The sequence below is a fragment of the Streptomyces sp. NBC_00829 genome, from assembly GCF_045161795.1.
GTDB lineage: Bacteria > Actinomycetota > Actinomycetes > Streptomycetales > Streptomycetaceae > Streptomyces.
Genome location: NZ_CP108867.1, coordinates 5,356,860 through 5,382,186, shown reverse-complemented (window position 1 = coordinate 5,382,186; position 25,327 = coordinate 5,356,860). Strand labels below are relative to the sequence as shown.

The following is a 25,327-nucleotide window of genomic DNA, read 5'->3' as shown; positions in this document are numbered from 1 at the left end:
ACGGCCGGGTGGATGACCAACGGTGGGTTCAGGCCGCAGCGTTTCCGTGTCCACCGGATGGCTGGACTTTCGGGAGCGGCTTCGTCGGCCTGTTGGACGGCGTTCGTGACTTCTGTGGCCTGGGGCCCGACCGAAAGGGAAGGGCCCCAGGAGATTCACGCTGTAGGCGCGATGATATCTATTTTTGACGACTACCTGGTGTGATCCTGAACATTCCGAAGAGCGTTCCGCTTCTTAGTACCTGCTGGAACACTCTGCGAGTGCCGAGCATGTTGCCGAGCCTGTCCTTCATAGCCTTGTCATATATCTTCCCTTCGATCAGGCCGTTTGTCCCTTCCGGGATGGGGACCCTGGCATATTCCGATATGTCTCTGCCACATGTTGTTGAGCAGACGTTATTGGGCGATAGTGCGGTGTGAACCGTCCCGAGCCTCCCTCCGAGAAACTCCTTCTGAAGTGCGGGGCTCTTTCGAAGAGCCGCTCCCGCACCCTCAGAATGACCTTTACCCGTAAGTCCTGCATTTGCCTGAACCTGCAGGACAGGGATTCCGGTCTGTCCGAGTGTTTGAAGTACGCTGGGAGATAGCTTTCCCTTGCTCATCAGGACAACGACCCGGTTCACGGTGACTCCGTCGTCGCCTGTCACTCCGGCAACGGAGATGATTGCATTGAATTGGCCGTACGACCAGCCGCTCTTTTCGTATTCCTTGTTGAGCACTGAAAGAGCCGTCTCGAATTGGTAGCCCGTGCGCAGGTCACGCAGTTCAGCGTTGGGGAGCTTGGGTAGGTTCTTAGGGTCGTTGATTGCTCGCAGGCCCGACGGATTGTTCGAAACCGGTGCCTTGCTGCCGCCGTCACCACTGCTGGTCGATCCTGTTCCACCAGTCCCGCTGCTGCCTGAGTGGGTACCGCCGCGCGACTTCCCGGTCCCTTCACCCGACTGTTTGCCTGGACGCTCGGTGTGGCCGGTGCCGTCGTCGATGCCGAGGCCGGTGGGATCGGTGAGCGTTACGGGGTTTTGTGCGGCGTAGCCGTATCCGTTGAGGGTTTGCGGCTCGTCTACTTCAAGAAGCGGGTCGGCGCTGATGAATTGGCCGACGCCTGGGTCATATTCGCGGGCGCCGATGTGGGTGAGACCTGTGGTGGCGTCGGCTGGCTTGCCCAGAAATGCCTTGTCATCGGGCCATGCCGTCGGCTTAGTGCCGCGAGGGGCGCCAAAGGGAGTGGTGTAGCGCTTGGTGACGGCAAGCGTCGTGGCGTCAATGGCCAGGCTGGAGGTGCCATGGTGGTCACCCGCCAGGAAATTGAGCTTGCTGCCGGTGGTGCCTGCGGTGGCGGTCCGCACTGCAATGGTCTGGCCTGCCGCTGAGTAATAGCGAGTGCCGGACAGACTTTTCGTGGCCCCCTGTGTGGTGAGGCGGACTTCATTGCCGCCGAGGTACAGCACCGTGTCGCCGTCGCCGGTGGTGTTTCGACGGATCAGTAGTTCGCCGCCGGCGTCATAGAGATAACTCGTGCCGGTCGCGCGCTTGGTGCCGACGGCAGGTTCGGTCGTGCCGACAAGCTCGCCTTCGGTGTTCCAGATCAGAGTCTGCCGAGCCTGAGTACCCGGGCGGCTCGTGGTGTTGCCCGTCTCGTCGTACACATAGTCATTGGTCTTGGTACCGGCAACCGTCTTGGCCAGTGGATGGGGCTGCTTTCGAGCCGTCCCGTAGGTGTACGCGGTCGTGACATCGCCGGACGCCGCGTGCCGGGTCTCCGACTTCCGCTGTCCCGCGTCGTTGAATGTGTAGCTGGACCAGTACGGCGCCGCGCCGCCCAGGTTCGCCGTCGTGCGGCCGCTCGCCGCACATTCTGCCGTCTTCGGAGTCCAAGCCTCGGTCAGACGGCGGTGGCCGTCGTAGGCGAAGCACTGAAAGTCCGTCTTGCCCGTGCCACCCAGATCCGTCTTGTCGAAGATCGAGGTGACGTTCCCCGCGTCGTCCTGGGCAAAGTAAAGATCCTGCAACCGGTAGACACGCTGAGGGTCGTTGACCCAGGAGTGCTTGAGTCGGCGGGTGCCGTCCTCGTACTCATAGTCAAGGTTGATGGCCTTGGAGGTGTCCGTGCCTATCGCCAGCCGGTACGTGTCGCCCAGTGCCGAGTAGGAGGCACCGAGTTGGTAGCCGCTCGTACCCGTCAAGGTGTGCTGGAGCCCCACGCCCTTGAAGTCGTAGCCCGGCGCAACAGATTCAGCGGGGAGTCCCGCGACGGCGGGGTAGGCGGTGTGCTTGGGCGTGCCGTCGAGGTTGTAGCTCCCCGAGAAGGACAGGGTCTGCGGAACGCCGGCTTCGACCAATGGCTCCTTCGTGCGGTCCGGGAGGATCAGCTGACTCCCCGTAGCCTGGTACATCGGGTCGTAGGCGGTGACCTTGCTCGTGTAGGCCTTGCCGGTTGCGCCTGCGCCGCCTACGTACCTGACGGAAGTGTCAGGCTTCCCCTTGGCCAGAGTGTCGAAGGTCCAAGCCGCCAACTTCGTGGAGTCGGTCTTCTTGCCGTCCCATAGACCGGTCTTGCGTCCGAGAACGTCGTATTCGGTGAGCAGGGTCTTGGCACGGGAATCGGTGGCGCTGACCGCCTGGTCGAGTTCGTTGTAACTGGTAGTGCTCATCCCCTTGTCGGGGTCGGCGGCACTCGTCTGACGGCCGAACAGGTCGTACGTGTAGGTCCACTTTGCCTGGTCAGGGCCGGTTATCGTGTCCTGCTGACCGGCGGGGGTGTAGGTGAAGAAGGTCTTGGTGGGGGTTCCGGTCGGCTCAGGACCGCCGTACTCCCGGCGTTCCGTGGTCTGACCCAAGGCGTTGGTGACGACCGCGGTGGCCTGGCCTCCTGCCGGTGCGCTGGTCGTGACCGTGTCGCCCGCGTACGTGGTGTTGATCGTCCAGCGGTCAGTGCTCCGGACCTTGGTGACCGCCGTGACGGCGCGGCCGACGCCGTCGTAGGTGGTGGTGGTCTGCAGAGGCGGCTGCCCGCCGTCGATCTCGACCAGCGTCCCCGAGGGCTCGGTGTCGCTGTCCCAGATGTCTGTCTGGGACATGGTTGCAAGGCCGCGTTCGTCGTAGACGGTCTGGGCAACCGTCATGCCGCCGGCAGGAGAGGCCGTCTGAACCTGTCGCGGGCGGAGCAAGGGGTCGTAGATCTCGTAGGTGGTGTTGTAGCCCGAGCCGTCGCCCTTGATGGTGTCCGTGGACACCCAGGGCAGAGCCGAATTCGTGAGGCTGTACGTGTAGACGTAGTTGGCCTTCTTCCCGGCCGCTCGGGAAGAATTCGGCAGCCACACGTCAGTGACTCGACCAAGAGCGTCGTACTTGGACTCGGTGACCTTGCCGTTAGGGTCTGTGATCTTCTTGGCGGCACCGGTCGCGAAGTCGACGAGCGTGGCGGTGGTGTGGTCCTTGACGTTGGTAGCCGTGGTGGAGGTCAGGGGTCCGGCAGCCGTCGGCAGGTAGGTGCTGGTAGTGATGGTTTTGTCGTTGGTGTCCTTAACGTTCAGCGGACGGCCGAGGACGTCGTAGGTGATGGTGCTTGTCTTCTGCCAAATAGGCTGTCCGAGGGCGTAACCACTGACTCGCCCTGTCCAGCGCACCTCGCCCACGTTCGGTTCCTGCGAGGCCGACCACGTTGTTGAGTCGTAGGCGATGGCAGTGTCGGAGATGACGGGGCCAGGGCTTGTGGACTTGGCCGGCAACTTCAACAGGGGGTTGGCGACACATGCTGCCGCCGTGGTGCGCGTTCGGGATACCAGAGAGTTGATGCCGACCGCGTCGTTGCGTGCATACCAAGTGAGCGTGCACTTCTCGTCGTGGTCAATGTCGTCCTGGCCCTTGTCGTCGACCTGATAGGGCATCCCGTACGCGTCGTACAGCGTCTCCGTGGTGCGTATCCGGTCCTTCGGTGTGCCAGTACTCGTCACGTTGGTACGGGCATGGGTGGCACCCGTGCGAACGAAATGTGCCTCGGTATCGGCATACGACTTGTGCTGTGTGGCGGTCCGCTTGGACCACGGATCGTTGACGGTTCCGGAGACTTCCTGGGCACCGTTGTAGGTCACGGATTCACGGGTGAAGCCCGCGTACTGCTCAGTGTCCGTGAGCTCAGGGGCTTTGACACCTGTCACCGTGACGGCCTTCCGTCGGTCGGCGTCAGGACTCTTGCCGTCCGCGCCCAGGACGCGGTCGGCGTTCATGCCCCTCAGGAAGACGGTGACGGTCTTGGACTGAGTCCTGCCCGGCAGCCCCGTGAGGTGGGTGACCTTCTCGAAGCCGCGCCAGCCCGACCAGGTGCGGTGCTTGGTGGGGGTCATGGGGTCGTCGTTGTAGTGCCATGCACCGCCACCCGCATAGGTGTAGGTGTGCTGGACGGCTTCCGAACCGCTCTTCGGGGCCGTGGTGCGAACCGACGCGACCGGGTACTTGTGGAACCAGTCCAGCGTCTGGTCCTTGGCTCCGTTGGGTGACCAGTAGACCGGGTAGCAGCGGCGGGTGTTCTCGTCGACCTTGGGCTTTGCCTGGCCGGCCAGGCAGTCGGCCTGCATGTAGTTGACGATCGTCTGGGCACCCGTCTCAGACGTGATCGTGTACAGGCGCGGCTTGTTGAGCGGCAGGATGTTGTCTGTCGCGCCGTCGACACGGTTCGGACGGTACTCGTGTCCGAACGTCACGGGCGGAAGGGTGATCGGAGTACCCCGCTGTCCCGTATGGCGAATCTCCGACAGCCACAGCGACTGGTCGGTCGAATCTCCGGTGTCGCCGGGGTCGAGGTAGGTCTGCTTCAGCTCCCAGGTGTCCACGGGCGCGTAGGCGGGGGTCGCCGCCGCCGCGTCCCAGGCCTGCGTCGTGATGCCGGTCATGCGCTTACGGGTGTAGAAGCTGGGGCCGACGTTTCCGGTGCACTTGACGTCGGCCTTGCATTCGGCGTCGAAGGGCACGTCCGGCCAGTTGTCCCGCGTGTCCTCGGTCAGCGAGTCACAACCCGTGCCCGACGCGACGCAGCGCTCTGCGTAGTCGAACAGCACCCGGTTCGAGCCCGCCGGAGAGGCGAACAAGGTGCCCTTGCGCTGCCCGTAGCGGATCTCCTTGAGGATTCCGCCGCGTACGTACTCCGTGCCCGTCGTGTCGTCACCGAGCATGTCGTAGTGGTTCGACTCGGCCGCGTACCAATAGGAAGAAGCGTTGCCGTGAGTGTCCTCGACATAGTCGAGATTCCAACGCCAGGCCTGCTTCTCGGCCCGCCCCGCGAAGTTGCTGCTCTGGCTGTAGCCAGGCTCACCCTCGTCGTCGCCGAAGACCGGAACCGTCCACACCGACTGGGTGGCCTGCGTGGTGGAACCCGGCAACTTGTTCAGACCGAAGTGGTACTTGGTGCCCTGGCCGGTGGTGACCGTCCAGTACTCCTTGTTGTCGTCGCCGTTGTCGGCCCCGTCGGCGTCAGCGTGGTGAATGACCGTGGACGCGTCGTCGTCCTTCAGCCGCCACTGGCCACTGGTGTCGTCCTTGACCAGCTCGGTGGCTTTGCCGTTCAGAACCAGAGAGGCATTCTCGTACTTCCAGCACAGGTCGAACTTGTCGGTCTGCTCGTCGTCGTCACAGGAGCCGTACTTGCGCTCGATGTACGACGAAGTCACGTCGAAGCCCTCGCCGATGGCGGTGCCCTGATTGTTGGTGGAAGCCGTGCGGCCGTCGACGCTGCCTGAGTCGTACGAGATCTTGAGATCGGGAGCCGGGCCCGCCGCAGCAGGCGGCGTGCGAAGCGGATACGACCACGTGAACGAGCCCGACGAGCCACCCGCCTCCCATGTCGAGGAGGCTGCGAGTGGCGTGGCCTTGTAGTCGCCGGAGCCGGACTTGGTGCCGGCCGCGAGAGCCAGCACCATCGACTCACCGCTCGCCGCCGAGGGGCTGAAGGCAAGCTGGGTGGTGAGCCGCTGGTCGGCACGCTCGTTGGTGAAACCCAGTGGAGAGCGCTTGCGGCACTTTGCCTGGTCAGGAGTGGTCAACGCGCAGGCCGGCAGCTTCAGGACCTGCAAACGCCCGGCCCAGTCACCGCCATAGGCCGAAGCGAACTTGGCGTAGTTGACGCCGAGCTGAACACTCCCGCCTTCGGTCGGTCCCGCAGCGCTGAGCACGACGCCTTTCACTCCGAGCTTGGCCACCGCCTTCTGGTCGAGGACGCGGACCTTTACCGACCGAGCAGAGGTCGGCTTGGACCTGGCCCCCTTGGAGGCGGCCGGCTGAGTGAGAGTGAGGGGAAGTGAACCAGGAGTGGCGGTAGCAGCGCCCTTGGCGGGGAGCGTCATTTCGGCTGTGCCCGCCGATGGCCAGGTGACTTCGCGTTCCTGGTCCGTCCGGGCTCGCTGGGCATCCCGGCGGCGCGCTTCAGCCGACCGCCGCAATGCCGCTGCTGCAGTGGTGTCGGCCTTCGGTGCAAGCGGTCGGACGTGGTCTTCGCGGGGAGAGGGAGGCTTGGAAATCTCCAGCGGCTTCGCCTCAGCGACGAAGGTCGCCGGTGTCAAGAGGCCTGGTATCAGGCTCAACCCGGTGAGCGTTGCGATGCGCTGCATCCAACGACTGCTGCCCGGTCTCGCGCGACCGGCGCGACGTGGCGTCCTCTGCTGGTTCATTTCCGCTCCCATTGGCGCGGTTCCGGCCGCGCTCCGCCCCGCTTCCGACGGGGTCGTCATCTGTGAATGTCCGAAGAGGCCGCTGGCGTGGCCAGGCGGTCGGGCCAGGCGGCGATCGAGTCACCGCCAGGCCCTTCGAGCGTCGCTACGTGGTTCCACCGACGGCGGTGGCGACCCCGTCCGCCGTCATCGCGCCGCTCCAGATGCGCAGTTGGTCCAGGCTGCCTGCGAAGTAATGCCCGGTGGAGCCGCCGCTTGCCCCTCGGCCCGCCGCCAGCTCACCCGTCCCCTGCGCTGCTGCGGTCAGGCCGGCGTCCGGCTTCAACAGCTGTGGTGTGGTGCCGATGTAGAGCAGCAGCTTGCCCGACTGGCCGTCAGGGGCGGCGGGATCTGTCTGCGCAGCGTCGAACACCGCGGTCACGTCGACGGGCGTGTCGAAGCCGGCATCGCCAAGGACATCGTCGGCCGGGAGTGGCACCCTCGCCGTCACTTTGCCCGTGCCGTCCACCGCTGTGCGCTCGAACCGCCACATGTAGGAAGCGACCCCGTCCTCGTCCAGGTCGGTCTTGTCGAGCCACAGTGCCCACGACGACTCGCCGGCGTTCTTCTGGCCGGCGACCATCCCGTGGTAACCGATCGGCTTGGCCTGCCACTGTGCACGGTCTACCCGGACGCGGGCGGAAACCGTGAACGAGCCGGTCTCGTCCACCACCGGGCCCGTCGCGGCGGCGTATCCCTTGCCTCCATCGAGGACCAGAGTGTCGTCGCCCCCTTCACTCGCCTTCAACTGGGCACCCTCGGGAGACAGCTTCAATCCGGGCCGTCCGTACTGGCTCCGATCCTGGATCTCGCCCCCAGTGGCCCGACCGGCGTTCCAGTCAGCCACGAGAGCGACGGCTGGAACGCCCTCCTGGGCCAGCTCCGACTCCTGCCGTATCTCCACCGGAATGAGAGCACGCTGCCACACGGCGACCTCGTCCAGATGGCCTCGGAAGTGCTGCTGGTACGTTCCGTTGGCCTTGGTACGGCCGAACTGCAGACCCGTGGTCGTCGCCCACGGCTCATAGGCTGCTACAGCTCCGGAAAGTCGCACCGGGCTTTCCTGGGGGCGACCGTTGACGAAGAGCTGAATGGTGTCGTCCGCCCTGTCCGCGTTGCCTTGCGTGTTGAACACGCCGGCCAGGTGTGTCCAGACCCCCACCGGCGCGTTGGCCGCGTCACCGTATGCGACAACGTGTGCTGCGCCGGTCACGTCCTTCACTCCCCGGTTGAACGCCCACTTCTTGTCCTGGGACGAGTAGTAGAGAGTGAACGCCGAGTCCTGGTCACCAGGCGCAGAGAGCACGACGCGATTGGACTTCGCATCTGTCAGGTAGGCCCAGGCCGAGACAGTGAACGAGTCCCGGGTGTCCACCACGGGGGCGGTCCCTGTGGACGCGTAGGCCTGCTGCTTGGCCGGGTCCGTACTCGCCAGTCCGAGGGAGAAGTCGTTCCGCCCCCTTCTGGCGAGATCTGACCACTCGGCGCCACCGGTCAACGCTGCATGGTGGCGTGTACCTTCGGTCCCACTGTCTGCGCTCAAGCCGTTACCCCGGCCCTCCGGCGGCTCGGCGAACCGCCAGCGGCCGACCTCACCCAGTCCCGGCTTCACCTTGAACGAAAACTCCGCCGTGTCGCCCCAGCGTTCACGAACGTCCTTGGCCTGCACGAACAGCCGGGCTTCTCCGGCCGCTGTCGGGGTGACAGTGATCTTTTCCGCCTCGGCAGCGGTCACCGTCTTGGCTTCTGTCATGGACACCTGCCAGAAGCGGTAGCCCGTGACATCGGCATCGGACGTGTTCGGCTTGAACTGGAATGTGCCGGGCTCCCCCGGACCCCCTTCGCCCACGCAACTGGTGCAGCCGGAGTAGGGGCCCAGCGAAATCACTCGAGGTGCTTTGGGCGCCAGAAAATCCGTCTTGAAGTAGCACCACGGCGTGTACGCCGAGGACATGCGTGACGTCGTGCCGCCGGTGGTCCAGTACGACTGGGTAAGCATCTTGACCCGATAGAGAATGCCGTCCGCTCTGTGCGTCATCCGCACTGATTCCAGCGTGCCGTCCGGGTCGTAGCCGGTGCTGGGCGTGGTGGCGTCCCAGGTGTGGACGTACTTCTTCGCCACCGGGTCGTACCGCTCAGCGTAGGAATAGACACGCAGGGAACCCTTGAAGCCGTTCGACGCGGGCTGCACCAGCGCCTGCGCACCGGCTTCGATCATGGGATCGGGGCGGGTGACAACCAAGGGGTCGTTCGCGGGGTTGCAGTGCCTGGAGGCTCCGAACCCGGGGATCACTCCGTAAGGAGTCGGAAGGCCTGGCTTGGGCACGTAGTTGATCTGCAGCGCGGCGTTGTCGTCGAACCGCTTCCAGGCGTCCGGATCGCCCTCGTCCTGCGCCCGCAGCATCAGCGTCAGCCTCGAGAACTTGCCGTTGGCGAAGTCCCGAACAGTGGAGGTCAGATTTTCGTCGCCCTCCGATGGGCTGTCCTGGAACTCGATCCAGCTGTCCGGCTGTTCAGGCGTGCAGTTCTTCCCGCGACCCGCGGAAACATTGCGGTCGCCCATCTTGTCCACCTGCGCGGGACCCGGCCACCGGGTGCCCTCCGAGATATTGTTGGTCCGCCACAGGTCCACCTCGTGCGGAGCGCAGGAGAAGGACCAGGTCTCATGTGCGCGGAAGACCGCGTCCACCACGTGCTTCCCGGCCAGGTTGGTCGGGGCGAACTCGAAGTACATCCGGTTGGTGTGGTCCGCATCGCAGTACCAGGGGCCCACGCGGTAGCAGCGTCCCACTCCGTATTCGCCGTCGAAGTCCCAGAAACGGTCGCCGTCCGACGAGAGGACCGTGCGTTCCTGCAGCGCCAGGCCCATGGGCGGGTCGATGAAGACCGGGTAGACGGTCTTCCCGCCCCGCAGCAGGCCCAGGTCCGGCTTGACCGCGACCGCGGTGTCGTCCACCTGGACGGGCAGTTCGGCGCTTGCGTCGCCCGCGCCCGGTCGGTTGGGGTCCTGCGACTTCGGCTCCTGCGGCTTTGTCTCGCCGGGCGTCACGGCCGTACGCATCAGCTGCGGCGCCATGCCCGCGTCTCCGGCGGAGTCCCACATCACGCCGGCGGGCCCGGCGAAGATCGCGTTGCCGTCCGCGTCGATCGCGCGGATGCCACCGCCCTGGCCCGGAGCAATGTCCAGGCCGTCGCCCTTCACGGAGAGCCTGATCTGCTCAAGCTGGGGGCTGGCAGCCGCGTCGGCGGACTTGACCACCAGCACTTCGCGGTAGCCCTCGGGGGTCGCCGTCAGCTTCAGGTCGACGCCCTTGAAGACCTCTGGATACGTGGCGGTTGCCCCCGAGAGCTGGGGCTGCGGCAGGGGCCCCGGCCAGCCCAGGGACATCGAACCCCGCTTGCCTCCGAGGCTGATCATCGGCTTGCCGCTGCCGCCGCCGGAGAAGGCGAGGGCGACCACTGCGGACTTGGGGCCGACCGTGCCGTCTGCCCGCCGTTCCAGCGTGACGTCGATGCCGCGCCACGAACCGTCCTTGGCCCGGGCCCGCTGAGGCCGGGTCGACTGCGTCAGCGTGAACGTGCCGTCCGGATTCGCCGTCGTGGTCGCGTACTCGGTGCGCTCCTCGACCACCTCGACCGGTTCCCCCGTCGCCGCCGCGCGTGCGGACGCGGACTGATCGGCGGACTGCTTGGCCCTCGGAGCCGAGCCGGGCACTTTCACGGGCGAGGCCGCGCCGAGCGCCGACGCGGGCGCTACACCCGCGACAAGCGCTGCCCCCAACAGCGCCCCCACGGCGCGAGCCACACTTCGTCTCCATGCAGGCATGAGTGATTCCCCCCCGAGGACCTCCCCAGGTCCTTCACTTAGAAGCTGATGTGGTGAAGATCAGCAACGAAAGCTTGACACGGTCACTTGTTCGAGACAAGTGGGATTCTCGATGCATGTCTGATTGACGAACAGTCAAGATGTCGCCTGCAAGCGGCACTTGGGGACGCCGTCCATCCACGTCCGCAGCGAGACCAACTCGTCATCCGCTCAGCTTCAAGGCGGCAAGGGCCCGGCCATCCGGCACGGGCCCCGCGTCACACATCCCCGCGTCAGCCCGCCGCGCCCTCTTCCAGTACCTGCCTGAGCCCGTTCGCGGTCATGGAACCGCTCCAGAGGCGCAGTCGCTCCAGGCCACCGGGGAAGTAGTGGCCCGTGGTGCCGTCGGAGGCGCCACGCCCCGCCGCCAGTTCGCCCGTACCCTGGGATGTCAGCTCTGCATAAGCGCTTCCGCCCACTGCAGTGGTGCCGATGTACAGCCCGAGTTCGCCGGGACCGTTCTGCGCGGCCCCCGGACTCGTCCCGGCCGCGTTGAAGACACCGGTGACATCAAGAGGAACATCGAACTGCTCCGGCTCCATCGCCGTGTTCGACTGAAGCTTGACCCGTTCGGTCACCTTGCCCCTCGCGTCCACTGCGGTCCGCTCGAAGCTCCATACGTACCAAGACGCCTCCTCGCCAACGATCTTGGTCAGAACCAGTGCCCACGACGACTCGTTCGCCAGCTTCTGACCGGCCACCGTCGCCCGGTAGCCGTTCGGTTTCGCGGCCCACAGGGCACTGTCCACGCGCACCCGCGCCGAGACCGTGAACGAGCCCGTCTCATCGATCACCGGCCCGCTCGCTGCGGCATAGCCTTTCGCCCCGTCGAGCGCCACCTCCCGCCGCCCAGCGCTGTCCGCTCGCAGCTGTGCCCCCTGAGGCGACAGCGCAAGAGCGGGACGGCCGTATCCGCTCAGGTCCGCGATCTGCCTGCCCGTCGCGTGGTCGGCGTTCCAGTCGGCCACGAGCTCGGTCGCCGGACTCCCCTCGATCGAGAGCGTCGAAACCTGCACAACATCCATCGGGCGGAGGGCTCGCTGCCAGATCCGTACCTCGTCGACGTAGCCGTGGAAGTACTGCTGGTAGGAGCCGGAGCGCTTGGACCGCCCGATCTGAAGCCCCTCCGAGGACGTCCATGGTTCGTACGCCGGGGCTGCGGCCGAGAGTCTCACCGGCTGCCCCTGAGGCCGGCCGTTGACGAACAGCTGGACGGTGTCGTTCGTACGGTCCGCGTCACGCTTGGTGTCGAACACCCCGGCCAGATGCGTCCACACACGGGCCGGGGGACCTGCGGCCTCGCCGTACGAGACGGCGTCCACCGTGCCCTTCACGTCCTTCGCGCCGCGGCCGAAGGCCCACTTCTTCTGCCTGGCCGAGTAGTACAGGGCGAATGCCGAGTCCTGCTTTCCCGGCGCCGAGAGCAGCACCTGGTCCGACTTCGTGCCGTCGAGATACGCCCAGGCAGAGACGGTGAACGAATCCTTGGTGTCGACCACCGGTCCGCTCGTGGACGCGTACGCCTTCTGCTTGGCCGGAGCGGTGCTGTTCAAATCGAGGGAGAAGTCGTCTGCGCCGCGTCTGCCCCGCTCCGACCAGCCCGCGCCGTCCATGAGCGTCGCGTCATGGCGCTCGGTGCCCTCGGTGGCGGTGTCCTTCGTGGTGGTCACCGACGGATCCGTGGGGCGGTCGGCGAACCGCCAGTGCGAGACCGCGCCCGGTGCGGGCTTCACGTTGAACTTGAAATAGGCACGGGGACCCCACCGTTCACCCCGGTCCCTGGCCTGCACTTCCAAGGTCTGCATGCCATCGCTCGGGGGGATCACGATGTGTGAGGCCTCCGCTCCACTGACCAGCGTGGCACCCTCCTCGCCCTGGAGTCTCACCAGGTAAGCCGTGACGTCGGTCTTCCCCGTCGCGGGATCGATGTCCGCCTCGTTCGGCCGGAACGTGAACGAACCCGGCAACCCCGGCTCACCCGACTCCGGGCACGGCCCGCCGGCGCACTCCTTGTACGTGCCATCGCTGGCGACCCTCGGCGCACGCGGCACCGGATCGTCCCCCTCCGCCCCGAACGCCGGCGTCGACAGTACCCCCGCCGTCAACATCCCCGCCGTCAGCGCCGCCCCTGTCATTGCGCTCCAGGCGCGAGCGCCTCTCCGTCGATGTCCAGGCATGACTGAATCCCCCCTCCAAGGGCCTCCCAAGGCCCTTTGTCAAGCCGATCAGGTCAAGATCAGCGAGGGGAGCATGGCACAGCCACTCGCACCCAGCAATCGAATTACGACATAAGTCAATAAAATCGGATGGAAAAGGGGTGCCCACCGCTACCCGATGGTCACGCGCGAACACTCCCGCCCCATCCCGCCGATTTCCCAGAACGAAAGGGCGCCGGAATTCCCGGCGCCCCCTCTCAACCATTCACCCGCCTAATACCAGGACGTGCACTTCTAGTACCAGGACGTGCACTTCGTGGAAACTCCCCCGGCGCCCTTCACGTCGCGCGTCACGCATACGCGGTCCTTGTACCCGGGCCCGTCGTACACCCAGGCGCTCTCCGCGTACTGCTTGCCCTCGATGCCGTAGACGTTCCGGCCCTCCACGCTCGCCCAGTTCGACTGGGAGGTCTTCCACTTGTCGATCCACACGCGGCACGACGAGATCGCCCAGTCCGGGTCGAAGTCGTAGACCGCGTAATACTTCATGTGCTCATGACCGGCGGTGCCCTTCGGGATGCCGATGTGGCGGCCGGCTCCGCAAGGACCGTTGTCCACTGAATCCTTGTAATACGGATAGGTGGCCGCCTGCGCCTGCGTCGCGGCGCACACCACCAGCAGCGCCGACCCGAGAACAACGGCGCTCTGCCTCAGAGTGCTCACTCAATCCCCCCTGGAAATACGTGATTTGGGGCGACATCCTGTATGGATTGAGCACGACACGTCAAGGCATTTGATCGCCGCGACCAGGTGTCACGCCGGACCCGGCAGGGGTGGCGCGGACGTCCGGCGAGGTAATAAGTCGACAGCGCCCACCGACGGCCTCTTGACGCTGCCCGGCCCTGGGCTTACGTTGCCCTCTATCGATTAGGAAACTTTCCTAACAGTCCAGCCGGGCTCAGCCGCAGCCGAAGGGCAGGTGCATCCGTCGTGGCCGGAACCACCCCCGGTACACCGCGCGTACTGCGCGCCATGAACGACCGGGCCGCGCTCGATCTGCTGCTGGAGCACGGGCCGCTGTCCCGTACCAAGATAGGGAAGCTGACCGGTCTCTCCAAGCCCACCGCCTCGCAGCTCCTCGCGCGGCTGGAGTCCGCCGGGCTCGTCGTCGCCACCGGGACCACCGAAGGACGGCCCGGGCCCAACGCCCAGCTCTATGCCGTCAATGCCCGCGCCGCCTTCGCCGCCGGGCTCGATGTCACCCCGCAGCGCATCCACGCCGCCGTCGCCGACATCACCGGCGCCACCGTCGGGGAGTTCGAGCTGCCGACCCCGGGCCGACGGGCGGACAGCGTCGTGCGGCAGGTCACCGAGGCGCTCGACGGGGCCGTGAAGGCCGCGGGGGTCACCCGCGCCGATGTGCACCGGATCGTCATCGGGACGCCCGGTGCCTTCGACCCGTCCACCGGGCGGCTGCGGTACGCCTCGCACCTGCCCGGCTGGCACTCCCCCGCCCTCCTCGACGAGCTGGCCGCGGTGCTGCCCATGCCCGTCGAGTACGAGAACGACGTCAACCTCGTCGCCGTCGCCGAACAGCACCTCGGCGCCGCGCACGGGCATGAGAACTTCGTGCTCCTGTGGAACGAGGAGGGCCTCGGCGCCTCCCTCGTCATCGGCGGGCGGCTGCACCGCGGCTTCACCGGCGGCGCGGGCGAGGTCGGCTTCCTGCCGGTGCCCGGCACCCCGCTGGTGCGCCAGGTGGCCAAGGCCAACAGCGGTGGTTTTCAGGAACTCGCCGGCGCCCAGGCGATCCCCCGGCTGGCGCGCGAGTTCGGGATCGACGGCATCGGGCACGGCCCGCACGCCGAGGTCGCCACCGAGCTCGTCGCCCGCGCCGCGGCCTCGGACGAGGGTCCCTACCGCCGCCTCCTCGACGCGTACGCCACCGGGCTCGCCACCGGTCTGGCCTCCATGGTCGCCGTACTCGACCCCGAGCTGGTCGTCCTCTCCGGCGAAGTGATCGCCGCCGGCGGGGAGCCGCTGCGTCAGCGCGTGCAGGCGGAGCTCACCGAACTGGCCGCCCCCCGGCCCCGTCTCGTGCTCGGTTCCATACGAGAACACCCGGTCCTGCGCGGGGCGCTGGAGAGCGCCCTGGCCACCACGCGGGACGAAGTCTTCGACACCTCCCGCTGAACACCGGCCACACCCCCTGGCCAGGCCCGCCCCGGCCTCCCACGCGCGTACGCCTGAACAGACCCCACATCTTCGCCCTCGCCCCTCGATCCGTCACAGGGAGACACCGCCATGCCCGCACGCACCCGGAAGGCGGCCGCCGCGCTCGCCGCGGCCGCCGTGATATCCCTCCTCGCCTCCGCGTGTACGGGGTCGAACCAGAGCGCGGCGAACGACGATCCGAACAAGGACGTCACGATCAACTTCTGGCACGGCTGGAGCGCCCCGGGCGAGGTGAAGGCGATCCAGGACAACGTCGCCCGCTTCGAGAAGGCCCACCCGAACATCAAGGTGAAGGTGACCGCCAACATCACCGACGCCAAGATCCAGCAGGCGCTGCGGGCCGGTGGTTCCAAGGCGCCCGACGTCGTGTCGTCGTTCACGACCGACAGCGTCGGCAAGTTCTGCACGTCCGGGTCCTTCGTCGACCTCAAGCCGTTCCTGGAGAAGTCGAAGATCGACCCGGCGAAGGTCTTCCCGAAGTCGCTGCTCGAATACACGCAGTTCGCGGGCAACCAGTGCACACTGCCGCTGCTGAACGACGCGTACGGGCTCTACTACAACAAGGACGCGTTCAAGGCCGCCGGGATCACCGCCCCGCCGAAGACCTGGAGCGAGTTCGAGAAGGTCGCCGAGAAGCTGACCAAGCCCAAGGGCGACGGCTACGCGCAGCTCGGCTTCATGCCGACGTACCACGGCTACGAGACGACCCCGATGCACTACGCCTCCCAGTGGGGTCCCGCCTACTTCGACGCCGAGGGCAGGTCCAGCATCGCCAAGGACCCGGCCTTCTCGAAGATGCTCACCTTCCAGAAGGGTCTGATCGACAAGCTCGGCGGCTTCCAGAAGCTGGAGAAGTACCGCAACACCTTCGGCGACGAGTGGGGCGCCAAGCACCCCTTCCACACCGGTCAGGTCGCCATGCAGCTCGACGGCGAGTGGCGGCTCGGCATGGCCCAGGAGGCCGGTGCGAAGTTCGAGATCGGAACCGCGCCGATGCCCGTCGCCGACGACCAGGCCGCCGACTACGGCAAGGGCTACCTGTCCGGCACGATCATGGGCATCGCGGCCACCAGTCAGAAGCAGAACGCCGCGTGGGAGCTGCTGAAGTACATGACGACGGACACGGACGCGGTCGTGGCCTTCTCCAACGCGATCCACAACGTGCCCTCCACGCTGGAGGCGCTCAAGTCGCCGAAGCTGAAGGTCGAGCCCGGCTTCAGGACGTTCATCGAGATCGCGCAGCACCCGAAGTCGAACACCACGCCCGCGCAGGCGGACGGCGGCGCGTACCAGGTGACGTTCCAGGACTTCGGCTACCAGTACGAGAAGGGCTCGGTGAAGGATCTCAAGGCCGGTCTGGAGAAGACCGCCCAGCAGATCGACACGGACATCGCGAAGGCGAAGTAGCCCCGAGATGACCACCAGCATGAGCGCGAGCACCAGCACGACGCACACCCTGCGTGCGAAGCGCCGCCGGTCGGCGCTTCGGACGGCGGCCTTCATGTCGCCCTGGCTGATCGGCTTCAGCGTCTTCTTCGCCTACCCGCTGATCTCCACCGTCTACTTCTCCTTCACGAAGTACGACGGCATCCGGCCGCCCGCCTTCAATGGCCTGGACAACTGGTCGTATGTGTTCGGCGACTACCGGCTGTTCTGGCCGGCCATGCAGAACACGCTCTGGCTGGTGCTGGTCATGGTCACCTGCCGGGTGGTCTTCGGACTCGGTGTCGGACTGCTGATCACCAAGATCAAGACCGGGGCCGGGGTCTTCCGGACACTGTTCTATCTGCCGTATCTGGCCCCGCCGGTGGCCGCCACGCTCGCCTTCGTCTTCCTCCTCAACCCGGGTACGGGACCGGTCAACTCCGTACTCGACTCGATCGGGCTGCCGACCCCCGGCTGGTTCACCGACCCCGCCTGGTCCAAGCTCGCCCTGACGGCGCTCGCGCTCTGGGGCATCGGCGACCTGATGGTCATCTTCATGGCCGCGCTGCTCGACGTACCGAAGGAGCAGTACGAGGCGGCGGAGCTGGACGGTGCGGGTCCCTGGGCGCGGTTCCGTTTCGTGACGCTGCCGAACATCAGGCCCATCGTGATGTTCGCCGTGGTCACCGGCGTGATCCAGACCATGCAGTACTACACGCAGCCGCTCGTCGCGGGGAAGGTGGCCTCCGGGATCATCGGCGGTTCGGGGCAGCAGTTCGAGCCCGGTTACCCCGACAAGTCCACGCTGACCCTTCCCCAGCTCGTCTACGACCTCGGCTTCCAGCGCTTCGACTACGGCTCCGCCTGTGTGATCGCGCTTGTGCTCTTCGCTCTCGCCATGGCCTTCACCGCGCTGCTGATGCGCCGCCGTGGTGGCCTGATCCAGGCAGGTGACTGACCGTCATGACCCAAGTCCTGACTGCCCCCAGAACCCCCGAGGCACCGGGCACGGCCTCGGGCCGCCCGGCCGCCCGCACCGCGCGCCGCAGGGCGATGCTCCACTGGATCGCCGTGCACTCCCTGGGCCTCGCGGCAGCGCTGTTCTTCGTGCTGCCGTTCGTCTTCCTGTTCCTCACCTCGGTGATGAGTGACCAGCAGGCGCTGACCCGCGATCTGTGGCCGCAGAACTGGCAGTGGAGCAATTACGCGGACGTCTGGAACACGCCGGGCTTTTTGACCTGGTGGAAGAACACCCTGCTCTACGCGGGGCTGGGCACGGTCCTCACGGTCGTCTCGTCCGTTCCGGTGGCGTACGCGCTGGCCAAGTTCCGCTTCCGGGGCCGCAATCTGTCGCTGATGCTGGTCATCTCGATGATGATGCTGCCGCAGCAGGTGACGATCATCCCGATGTACCTGTTCTGGGCGAAGCAGTTCGACTTCTCCGGAACGCTGTGGCCGCTGATCATCCCGATGGCGTTCGGCGACGCGTTCTCGATCTTCCTGCTCCGCCAGTTCCTGCTCACCATCCCCAACGAGTATCTGGACTCGGCGAAGGTCGACGGCTGCAGCGAGTTCCGCACGCTGATGACGGTGGTGGTGCCGATGGCCAGGCCGGGCATCGCCGCCGTGGCGCTCTTCCAGTTCTTCTACGCCTGGAACGACTACTTCGGCCCCCAGATCTACGCCTCGGAGAACCCGGCGGCCTGGACGCTGAGCTACGGCCTTGAGTCGTTCAAGGGCGCGCACCACACCGACTGGAATCTGACCATGGCCGCGACCGTCCTGGTCATGGCCCCCGTGATCCTCGTCTTCTTCTTTGCCCAGAAGGCATTCGTCGAGGGCGTCACACTGACCGGAGTGAAGGGCTAGAACACATGAAGCTCGCAGTCGTGGGTGGCGGGTCCACCTACACCCCTGAGTTGATCGACGGCTTCGCCCGGCTGAGGGACACCCTGCCGATCAGTGAACTGGTCCTCATCGACCCCGCGGCCGACCGCCTGGAGCTGGTCGGCGGCCTGGCACGGCGGATCTTCGCCAAGCAGGGCCACAACGGGAAGATCGTCACCACCTCCGACATGGACGCGGGCGTCGCGGACGCCGATGCCGTCCTGCTCCAGCTGCGCGTGGGCGGGCAGGCGGCCCGCAACCAGGACGAGACCTGGCCGCTGGAGTGCGGCTGCGTCGGCCAGGAGACCACGGGCGCGGGCGGTCTCGCCAAGGCGCTGCGCACGGTCCCGGTCGTCCTCGACATCGCCGAGCGGGTGCGGCGCACCAACCCCGACGCCTGGATCATCGACTTCACCAACCCCGTGGGCATCGTGACCCGGGCCCTGCTGCAGGCCGGGCACAAGGCCGTCGGGCTGTGCAATGTCGCCATCGGTTTCCAGCGCAGGTTCGCGCGCCTTCTCGACGTCACACCGGCCGACATCCATCTGAACCATGTGGGCCTCAACCACCTGACCTGGGAGACCGGTGTGCGCCTCGGGGGTCCCGAGGGTGAGGACCTGCTGCCGAAGCTGCTGGCCGAGCACACCGACACCATCGCGGAGGACCTGCGTCTGCCCCGCGCGGTGCTCGACCGGCTCGGCGTGGTCCCCTCGTACTACCTGCGGTACTTCTACGCGCACGACGAGGTCGTACGGGAGCTGAAGACCAAGCCGTCGCGGGCCGCGGAGGTCGCGGAGATGGAGAAGCAGCTCCTGGAGATGTACGGCGACCCGGCGCTCGACGAGAAGCCCGAGCTGCTCGCCAAGCGCGGCGGCGCCTTCTACTCGGAGGCGGCCGTGGATCTCGCGGCCTCGCTGCTCGGCGCGGGCGGCAGCCCGTACCAGGTGGTGAACACCGTCAACAACGGCACGCTGCCCTTCCTCCCCGACGACGCCGTGATCGAGGTACAGGCCGCGGTCGGCTCCCACGGCCCGGCGCCGCTTGCCCTGCCCGCGCTCGACCCGCTGTACGCGGGGCTGATCTCCCATGCCACGGCGTACGAGGACCTCGCGCTGGAGGCCGCCCTGCGCGGCGGCCGCGACCGCGTGTTCAAGGCGCTGCTCGCCCACCCCCTGATCGGTCAGTACGAGTACACCGAGGCGCTCACCGACAAGCTGATCGCGCACAACCGGGAGCACCTTTCGTGGGCGTGAAGGCCACGGGCCTCCTGGCCATCGACGCCGGCAACAGCAAGACCGACGTCGCGGTGGTCGCCGCCGACGGGACCGTACTGGGCACGGCCCGTGGCGGCGGATTCCAGCCACCCGCGGTCGGCATCGAGGCGGCCGTCGACTCCCTGGGCCGTACGGTGACCGCCGCGGTGATCGCGGCCCGGCTCGCGTCGTCGTCCGATCCCGCCCGGTGGCCCGCGCCCGTTGTCGGGCATGTCTCCGCCTGTCTGGCCAACGCCGACCTGCCCGTCGAGGAACGGGAGCTGGCGGCGGCCGTGCAGGCGCGCGGCTGGGGCCGTACGACCGAGGTACGCAACGACACGTTCGCGATCCTGCGTGCGGGGGTCGACGAGCCGCGGGGGGTCGCGGTGGTGTGCGGCGCGGGGATCAACTGCGTCGGCATGCTGCCGGACGGCCGTACGGCGCGCTTCCCCGCCCTGGGGAAGATCTCCGGAGACTGGGGCGGCGGTGGGGGCCTGGCGGAGGAGGCCCTGTGGTTCGCCGCCCGTGCGGAGGACGGCCGGGGCGAGCCGACGGCACTGGCCCGTACCCTGCCCGCGCACTTCGGGCTCGGCTCCATGTACGCCCTGATCGAGGCGCTGCACCTGGACCACATTCCGTCGGGGCGCAGGCACGAGCTGACACCGGTCCTGTTCGCCACGGGCGCCGCGGGGGATCCGGTCGCACGGTCCCTGGTGCACCGGCTGGCGGAGGAGGTCGTCGCGCTGTCCACGGTGGCGCTCGCCCGGCTCGATCTGCTCGACGAGGAAGTACCGGTGCTGCTCGGGGGAAGTGTTCTCGCGGCCGGACACCCGGAACTGGACGAGCAGATCGTCAAACTGCTGGCGGCCAAGGCGCCCAAGGCGGTCATCGAGGTGGTGACGGCACCGCCGGTGCTGGGCGCGGGGCTGCTGGGGCTCGACCACATCGGTGCGGCGCCCGAGATCGGCACAAGGCTGCGGGCTCACTACGCGTAGGGAAGTCCGCACGGCAGCCCCGGGCCGCCCGCACGCCCCTGCCCCGGCGCTCTGGGCGCGCGTGGCGGACCGCTGCCGTCGATATTGAGATGCGTCGCCTCTGTACCCGGCCTCAGGATCGGAGACATGGGCGACGCATTGCGTGAACGGTTCGAGGCGGACGGGTTCGTGAAGCTCGAAGGGGCCTTTCCGGCGTCGGTGGCGCAGGAGTGCGCCGCGCTGCTGTGGGCCGAGACGGGGTGCGATCCCGACGATCCGGCGACCTGGACCAGGCCGGTGCACTGGGTGTGGGGCATGGCCCAGGAGCCGTTCGCCCGTGCCGTGAACACCCCGGTCCTGCATGACGCGTTCGACCGGCTGGTGGGCCGTGGGCAGTGGCAGCCCCGCCTCTCTCTGGGGTCGTTCCCGCTGCGCTTTCCGCACAAGGAGGAGCCCGACGACGCGGGCTGGCACATCGAGGGCAGCTATCTGCCGGACGGCGCGAGCACGTACTACGCCAACCATCGCTCCCGCGACCGGGCGTTGCTGATGCTCTTCCTGTTCACCGAGGTGGGCGAGGCGGACGCACCGACCAGGATCCGCGTGGGCTCGCACCACGACATGCCCACGCTGCTCGCTCCGTACGGGGAGAAGGGCGCCGCAATCATGGACTTGGGTCCCGCCATCGACGCCGCGTCGGCGCACCGCGAGGTGGTGTACGCGACGGGGCGGCCGGGCGACGTCTATCTCTGCCATCCGTTCCTGGTGCACGCGGCGCAGCCGCACCACGGCACGCGCCCGCGGTTCATGGCCCAGCCTCCGCTGTATCCGGCCTCGTCGGAGGGGTGAAACGGGGAACCGATCAAGGCCGTGAAGCGTATTCATGGTGGGGAGACCGGCCGGGCCGGATGCTGGATTGCTGCGATAGGAACAAGATCCAGTCAATCCTGCTGTGATTGTCGGTCACTGAGTCCATACTGACTGGCCGGGAGCCATCTCCCCGACCCGCCGGGGTGCGGGCCGACGTCGTGGACCGAGGGGGAGGTCACGTGACACACCCGCCGAATGTGCGCAGCGCACCTCAGTCGGCTCCGCCGCCGCATGCGCCCGCACAGCCGCCGGTCCAACCGCCCGCCCAGCGGGGTGCCTGGTCCGTGGGCAAGGAGCGGCTGCGCGCGGCAGCGACCACCGAGCCGGGGCGGCTGCAGATCATCGGGGCCGTGCTGGCGGTGCTGGTGGTGGCGTTCGGCGCGGTGACCGCCGTCGAGGTCGCCGACCGGGCGTCCGCGGCCGACGACGTGGTGAGCCGCAGCCAGCCGCTGAGCGCGGACGCGGCCTCCATCTACCGCTCGCTCGCCGACGCGGACACCGCCGCCTCCAGCGGCTTCCTCGCCGGTGCCACGAAGTCCCCGGCCATGGACGAGCGGTACCGCAAGGACATCGCGCTCGCCTCCCGGCTGCTGATCAAGGCCGCCACGAACACCGACAGTTCGAGCGAGTCGGGCCGGCAGATAGCGACCCTCAACGAGCAGCTGCCCCGCTACACCGGCGTGATCGAGACGGCCCGCTCCTACAACCGGCAGGGCCTGCCCCTCGGCGGCGCCTATCTGCGCTATGCGAACGAGCAGATGACCGAGGACCTGCTGCCCGCCGCCCAGAAGCTGTACGACGCGGAGACCGCCCGGCTGGAGTCGGACGACGAGGACGCCCGCTTCTGGCCGGTCTTCGCGCCGGCCCTGGGCGTTGTGGCGCTGGGCGCCCTGTTCTGGGCACAGCGGCGCAACTACCGGCGCACGAACAGGGTGTTCAACCACGGCCTGCTCGCCGCCACCGCCGCCTCCACCGTCGTGCTGCTGTGGCTGGCCGTCGGGCAGACGGTCGCACGCGCCGAGCTGAACGACGCCAAGGTGCACGGCCAGAAGTCCCTGAAGATCCTCAACGACGCGCGGATCAACTCCTTGAAGGCGCGCGCCAATGAGAACCTCACGCTGGTCGCCCGGGGCGCGGTGCTCACCGCCGACGGCAAGAGCGACAAGTACGAAACGGACTACACCTCGGGCATGGCGAAGCTCGGCGAACAGCTGAGCGAGGCGCAGAAGCTCGCCGATGACGGCGAAGGGCGCGCGCCCGTCACCGCGGCCGTCGCGAGCGTGTCCGAGTGGAAGTCCCGGCACGGCAGCGCCAGCGCGACCGACAAGGCCGGAGACTACGACGGCGCACTGGAGAAGGTCATCGGTCCCAAGGTCTCCACGGGCCAGTCCTTCGACCAGGTGGACCAGGCGCTGGCGAAGGCCCTCGGGCACGAGCAGCGCGAGTTCACCCAGGCCGCCGAGGACGGGCGCGGGGCGCTCACCGGGCTGCCGATCGGCGCCGCGGTACTGGCGGCGCTGGGAGCGGCGGGAGCCGTGCTCGGCATCAACCGCAGGCTTTCGGAGTACCGGTGAGAGGGGGAGGGATGGCGGACGCGAGGACCAGGTTCCGCGGCTGGGGCGGCGTCGCGGGGATGGCCGCCGCCTGCGCGCTGACCGCCGCCGTCACACTGCTGCCGCTGTCCCACCGCGCCGCGGACGACCATGGTGCGGGGCGGGCCGGGCAGAGCGTGGCCGAGGCCGCGTCCGCCGAGGAGGACTGCACCGAACCGGAGCGCTCCCTGCCGTCGTCGGCGGCTGGCGGACCGAACATCGACGCGATCGTCGAGCGCGGCAAGCTGGTCGTCGGCGTCGACCAGAACAGCTACCGCTGGGGCTACCGCAATCCCACGACGGGCGGCCTCGAAGGCTTCGACATCGATCTCGCGCGTGCCATCGCCAAGGACATCCTCGGCCGGCCCGACGCGATCATCTTCCGGGCCATCCCCACCAACCAGCGCATCCCCGCCCTGAACAACGGCACCGTGGACATCATCGTCCGTACGATGACGATCAACTGTTCCCGGATCAAGCAGGTCGCGTTCTCCACCGCGTACTTCCAGTCCGGCCAGCAGGTGCTCGCGCCCAAGGGCTCGTCCATCACCGGGTACAACGCGTCGCTGGCGGGGAAGAGGGTCTGTTCGGCGGAGGGTTCGACGGCGTACGAGGCGCTGGAGAAGAACTCTTTCGGGGCAACGTTCAAGGACGAGCACGACGGGCAGCCGGGTGACGAGGATGTGTTCACCGTCTCCAATCAGCTGGACTGTCTGGTCCGTCTCCAGCTGGGCCTCGTCGACGCGGTGGTGACGGACAACGCCCTTGCGGCAGGCCAGGCCGCTCAGGACCCGGCGGTCGAGCTGAAGGGCGGCAAGCCCTTCACCACCGAGTACTACGGCGTGGCCGCCAAACTGGGCAAGGACGATCTGGTGCGCCGGGTGAACAAGGTCCTCGACGACTACCGCAAGGGCCCCTGGACGGAGGCGTACAACAAATGGCTGGCGGCGGATCTGCCCGGGATATCCGGGCCGCCCGCCCCCAAGTACCGTGCCGGCTAGGTACGGAACGACCAGTCCTGCAAGGAAGAGCGGAGAGGTGATCGATGGGCGTCGCGGGATCCACCGGGCCGGTGATGGACCGGGACGAGGTGGACCGTGCGCTGGCGCGGCTCGACGCGGAGCACGAGGCGATCGAGACATCGCTCCTCGCGCTGCAGGACCATGCGGGCCGCAGGCTCCTCGAAGGCGCCGAGCTGACGGGCGTCACCAAGGACCGCTGGGCCTCCACCGAGCAGGCGATCACCCTGCTGTGGGGGTACTTCGACGCGTACACGGCCGCCCTGAACGACACGCGTGAGCTGCGTGCCCGCAGGCGCTGGCCGAACCGCGAGGATCTGGTGGAGCTGACCGAGCGGCTGCGGGGCCGCAGCGTCACCGTCGCCGGCTCCGCCGCCCCCACCACGCCTTCGATCACCGGGCCCGCCAAGCTCTCCGAGTCGTTCACCCTCGAAGAGCTGGTCGCCCGGATGAACGACCTGTACGCGAGCTCGCTCGACATGGTCGTGACCGCCGACTCGGTCTGGTCGGCCCTGCCCGCCCGGATAGATCTGCTCTCCGCCGAGCTCCAGCGCACCCGCTCGCTGGCACACTCCGTCGGCGTACGGCCCGGGGAGCACCCCTCCGGCGACGAGCTGGAGTCGATCACCCACGAGCTGTCCACGCTGCGCGCCCAGGTGATCTCCGACCCGCTCGCCTTCTGGCGTCCCGCGCCGGGCAGTTCGGCCCCCGGCGGCGGCCGTCCCGACACCGATCGATACGACCGGGCGGCCCGCGCCCTGGAGGACATCCGCCGGGAGATCGAGGCGGTGCTCGGGGTCCGGCAGGACTCCGAGGAGCGGCTCCTGCGGCTGCGGGATGTGCTCTCGCGTGCCGACCGCACGCTGACCGAGGCGCGGTCCGCGCGAGGCGAGGTGCTGGCGAAGATCGCCGCCACCGAGGTCCCCGCTGTCAGCGGCCCGCCGACAGCTCTGCAGGAACGGCTCGCCACCGCCGCCGAGTACCGCAGGCACTCCCAGTGGCACCGGCTCTCACCGCTGCTGGAGTCGCTGGAGCGCGAGGCCGAGGACGAACTGCTGCGGGCACGCGAGTCGCTGACGGCCGTCACGGCTCCGCTCGCGGTCCGCGCCGAGCTGCGCGGCCGACTGGACGCGTACAAGGCGAAGGTCGCCCGGCACGGTATGGCCGAGGACCGTTTGCTGATCGAGCGGTACGACGCGGCCCGCCGGATGCTGTGGAGTGCGCCGTGCGATCTGCGCGTCGCCGAGCAGGCGGTGCTGCGCTATCAGCAGGCCGCCGCCGAAGTACTGGTCCCGCGGCAGTCGGGACCGTCCGGGCCCGAGGACCGCAGGGGGCAATCGTGAGCGAGACCAAG

14 protein-coding genes are annotated in these 25,327 nt (G+C 67.7%); 10 read left to right on the top strand and 4 right to left on the bottom strand.

What is annotated here, in order from left to right:
- Positions 1–178: 178 nt before the first annotated feature.
- From OG293_RS23880 to OG293_RS23865, 4 genes are all read right to left on the bottom strand, one after another.
- Positions 179–6,658, bottom strand: coding sequence for an RHS repeat domain-containing protein (locus OG293_RS23880; RefSeq protein WP_406000833.1), 6,480 nt, complete (start codon positions 6,656–6,658; stop codon positions 179–181).
- A 145-nt stretch (positions 6,659–6,803) separates the two neighbouring features.
- A complete protein-coding gene (locus tag OG293_RS23875; RefSeq protein WP_406000832.1) occupies positions 6,804–10,502 on the bottom strand; it encodes a LamG domain-containing protein in 3,699 nt (1,232 codons plus the stop codon).
- A 293-nt stretch (positions 10,503–10,795) separates the two neighbouring features.
- Positions 10,796–12,613, bottom strand: a complete 1,818-nt coding sequence (locus OG293_RS23870; protein WP_406000831.1) for a LamG domain-containing protein — start codon at positions 12,611–12,613, stop codon at positions 10,796–10,798.
- Between the two features lie 399 nt (positions 12,614–13,012).
- Positions 13,013–13,441, bottom strand: coding sequence for a hypothetical protein (locus OG293_RS23865; protein WP_406000830.1), 429 nt, complete (start codon positions 13,439–13,441; stop codon positions 13,013–13,015).
- A 267-nt stretch (positions 13,442–13,708) separates the two neighbouring features.
- Between OG293_RS23865 and OG293_RS23860 the strand changes: the two genes are divergently transcribed.
- The 10 genes from OG293_RS23860 to OG293_RS23815 all read left to right on the top strand — a co-directional run bounded on the left by OG293_RS23860 (position 13,709) and on the right by OG293_RS23815 (position 25,316).
- Positions 13,709–14,911: an ROK family protein gene (locus OG293_RS23860; RefSeq protein ID WP_406000829.1), complete on the top strand. Its 1,203-nt coding sequence runs from the start codon at positions 13,709–13,711 to the stop codon at positions 14,909–14,911.
- 111 nt (positions 14,912–15,022) lie between these two features.
- A complete protein-coding gene (locus tag OG293_RS23855; protein WP_406000828.1) occupies positions 15,023–16,360 on the top strand; it encodes an ABC transporter substrate-binding protein in 1,338 nt (445 codons plus the stop codon).
- A gap of 7 nt (positions 16,361–16,367) precedes the next feature.
- Entirely contained in the window at positions 16,368–17,336 is a 969-nt protein-coding gene (locus tag OG293_RS23850) for a carbohydrate ABC transporter permease (RefSeq protein WP_406000827.1), read from the top strand.
- Positions 17,337–17,341: 5 nt separating this feature from the next.
- The gene (locus tag OG293_RS23845) at positions 17,342–18,247 is read left to right on the top strand and encodes a carbohydrate ABC transporter permease (protein WP_406000826.1); all 906 of its coding nucleotides are present in this window, start codon (positions 17,342–17,344) and stop codon (positions 18,245–18,247) included.
- Positions 18,248–18,252: 5 nt separating this feature from the next.
- Positions 18,253–19,518, top strand: coding sequence for a 6-phospho-beta-glucosidase (locus OG293_RS23840; protein ID WP_406000825.1), 1,266 nt, complete (start codon positions 18,253–18,255; stop codon positions 19,516–19,518).
- A complete protein-coding gene (locus OG293_RS23835; protein WP_406000824.1) occupies positions 19,509–20,513 on the top strand; it encodes an N-acetylglucosamine kinase in 1,005 nt (334 codons plus the stop codon). The genes OG293_RS23840 and OG293_RS23835 overlap by 10 nt, the downstream gene beginning before the upstream one ends.
- A gap of 126 nt (positions 20,514–20,639) precedes the next feature.
- A complete protein-coding gene (locus OG293_RS23830; RefSeq protein WP_406000823.1) occupies positions 20,640–21,341 on the top strand; it encodes a phytanoyl-CoA dioxygenase family protein in 702 nt (233 codons plus the stop codon).
- Positions 21,342–21,541: 200 nt separating this feature from the next.
- Complete coding sequence (locus OG293_RS23825) at positions 21,542–22,936, top strand: hypothetical protein (protein ID WP_406000822.1); 1,395 nt, start codon at positions 21,542–21,544, stop codon at positions 22,934–22,936.
- 11 nt (positions 22,937–22,947) lie between these two features.
- Entirely contained in the window at positions 22,948–23,955 is a 1,008-nt protein-coding gene (locus OG293_RS23820) for a glutamate ABC transporter substrate-binding protein (RefSeq protein WP_406000821.1), read from the top strand.
- A 44-nt stretch (positions 23,956–23,999) separates the two neighbouring features.
- Positions 24,000–25,316 (top strand): hypothetical protein, encoded by a 1,317-nt coding sequence (locus tag OG293_RS23815; RefSeq protein ID WP_406000820.1) that lies wholly within the window; start codon positions 24,000–24,002, stop codon positions 25,314–25,316.
- Positions 25,317–25,327 lie beyond the last annotated feature (11 nt).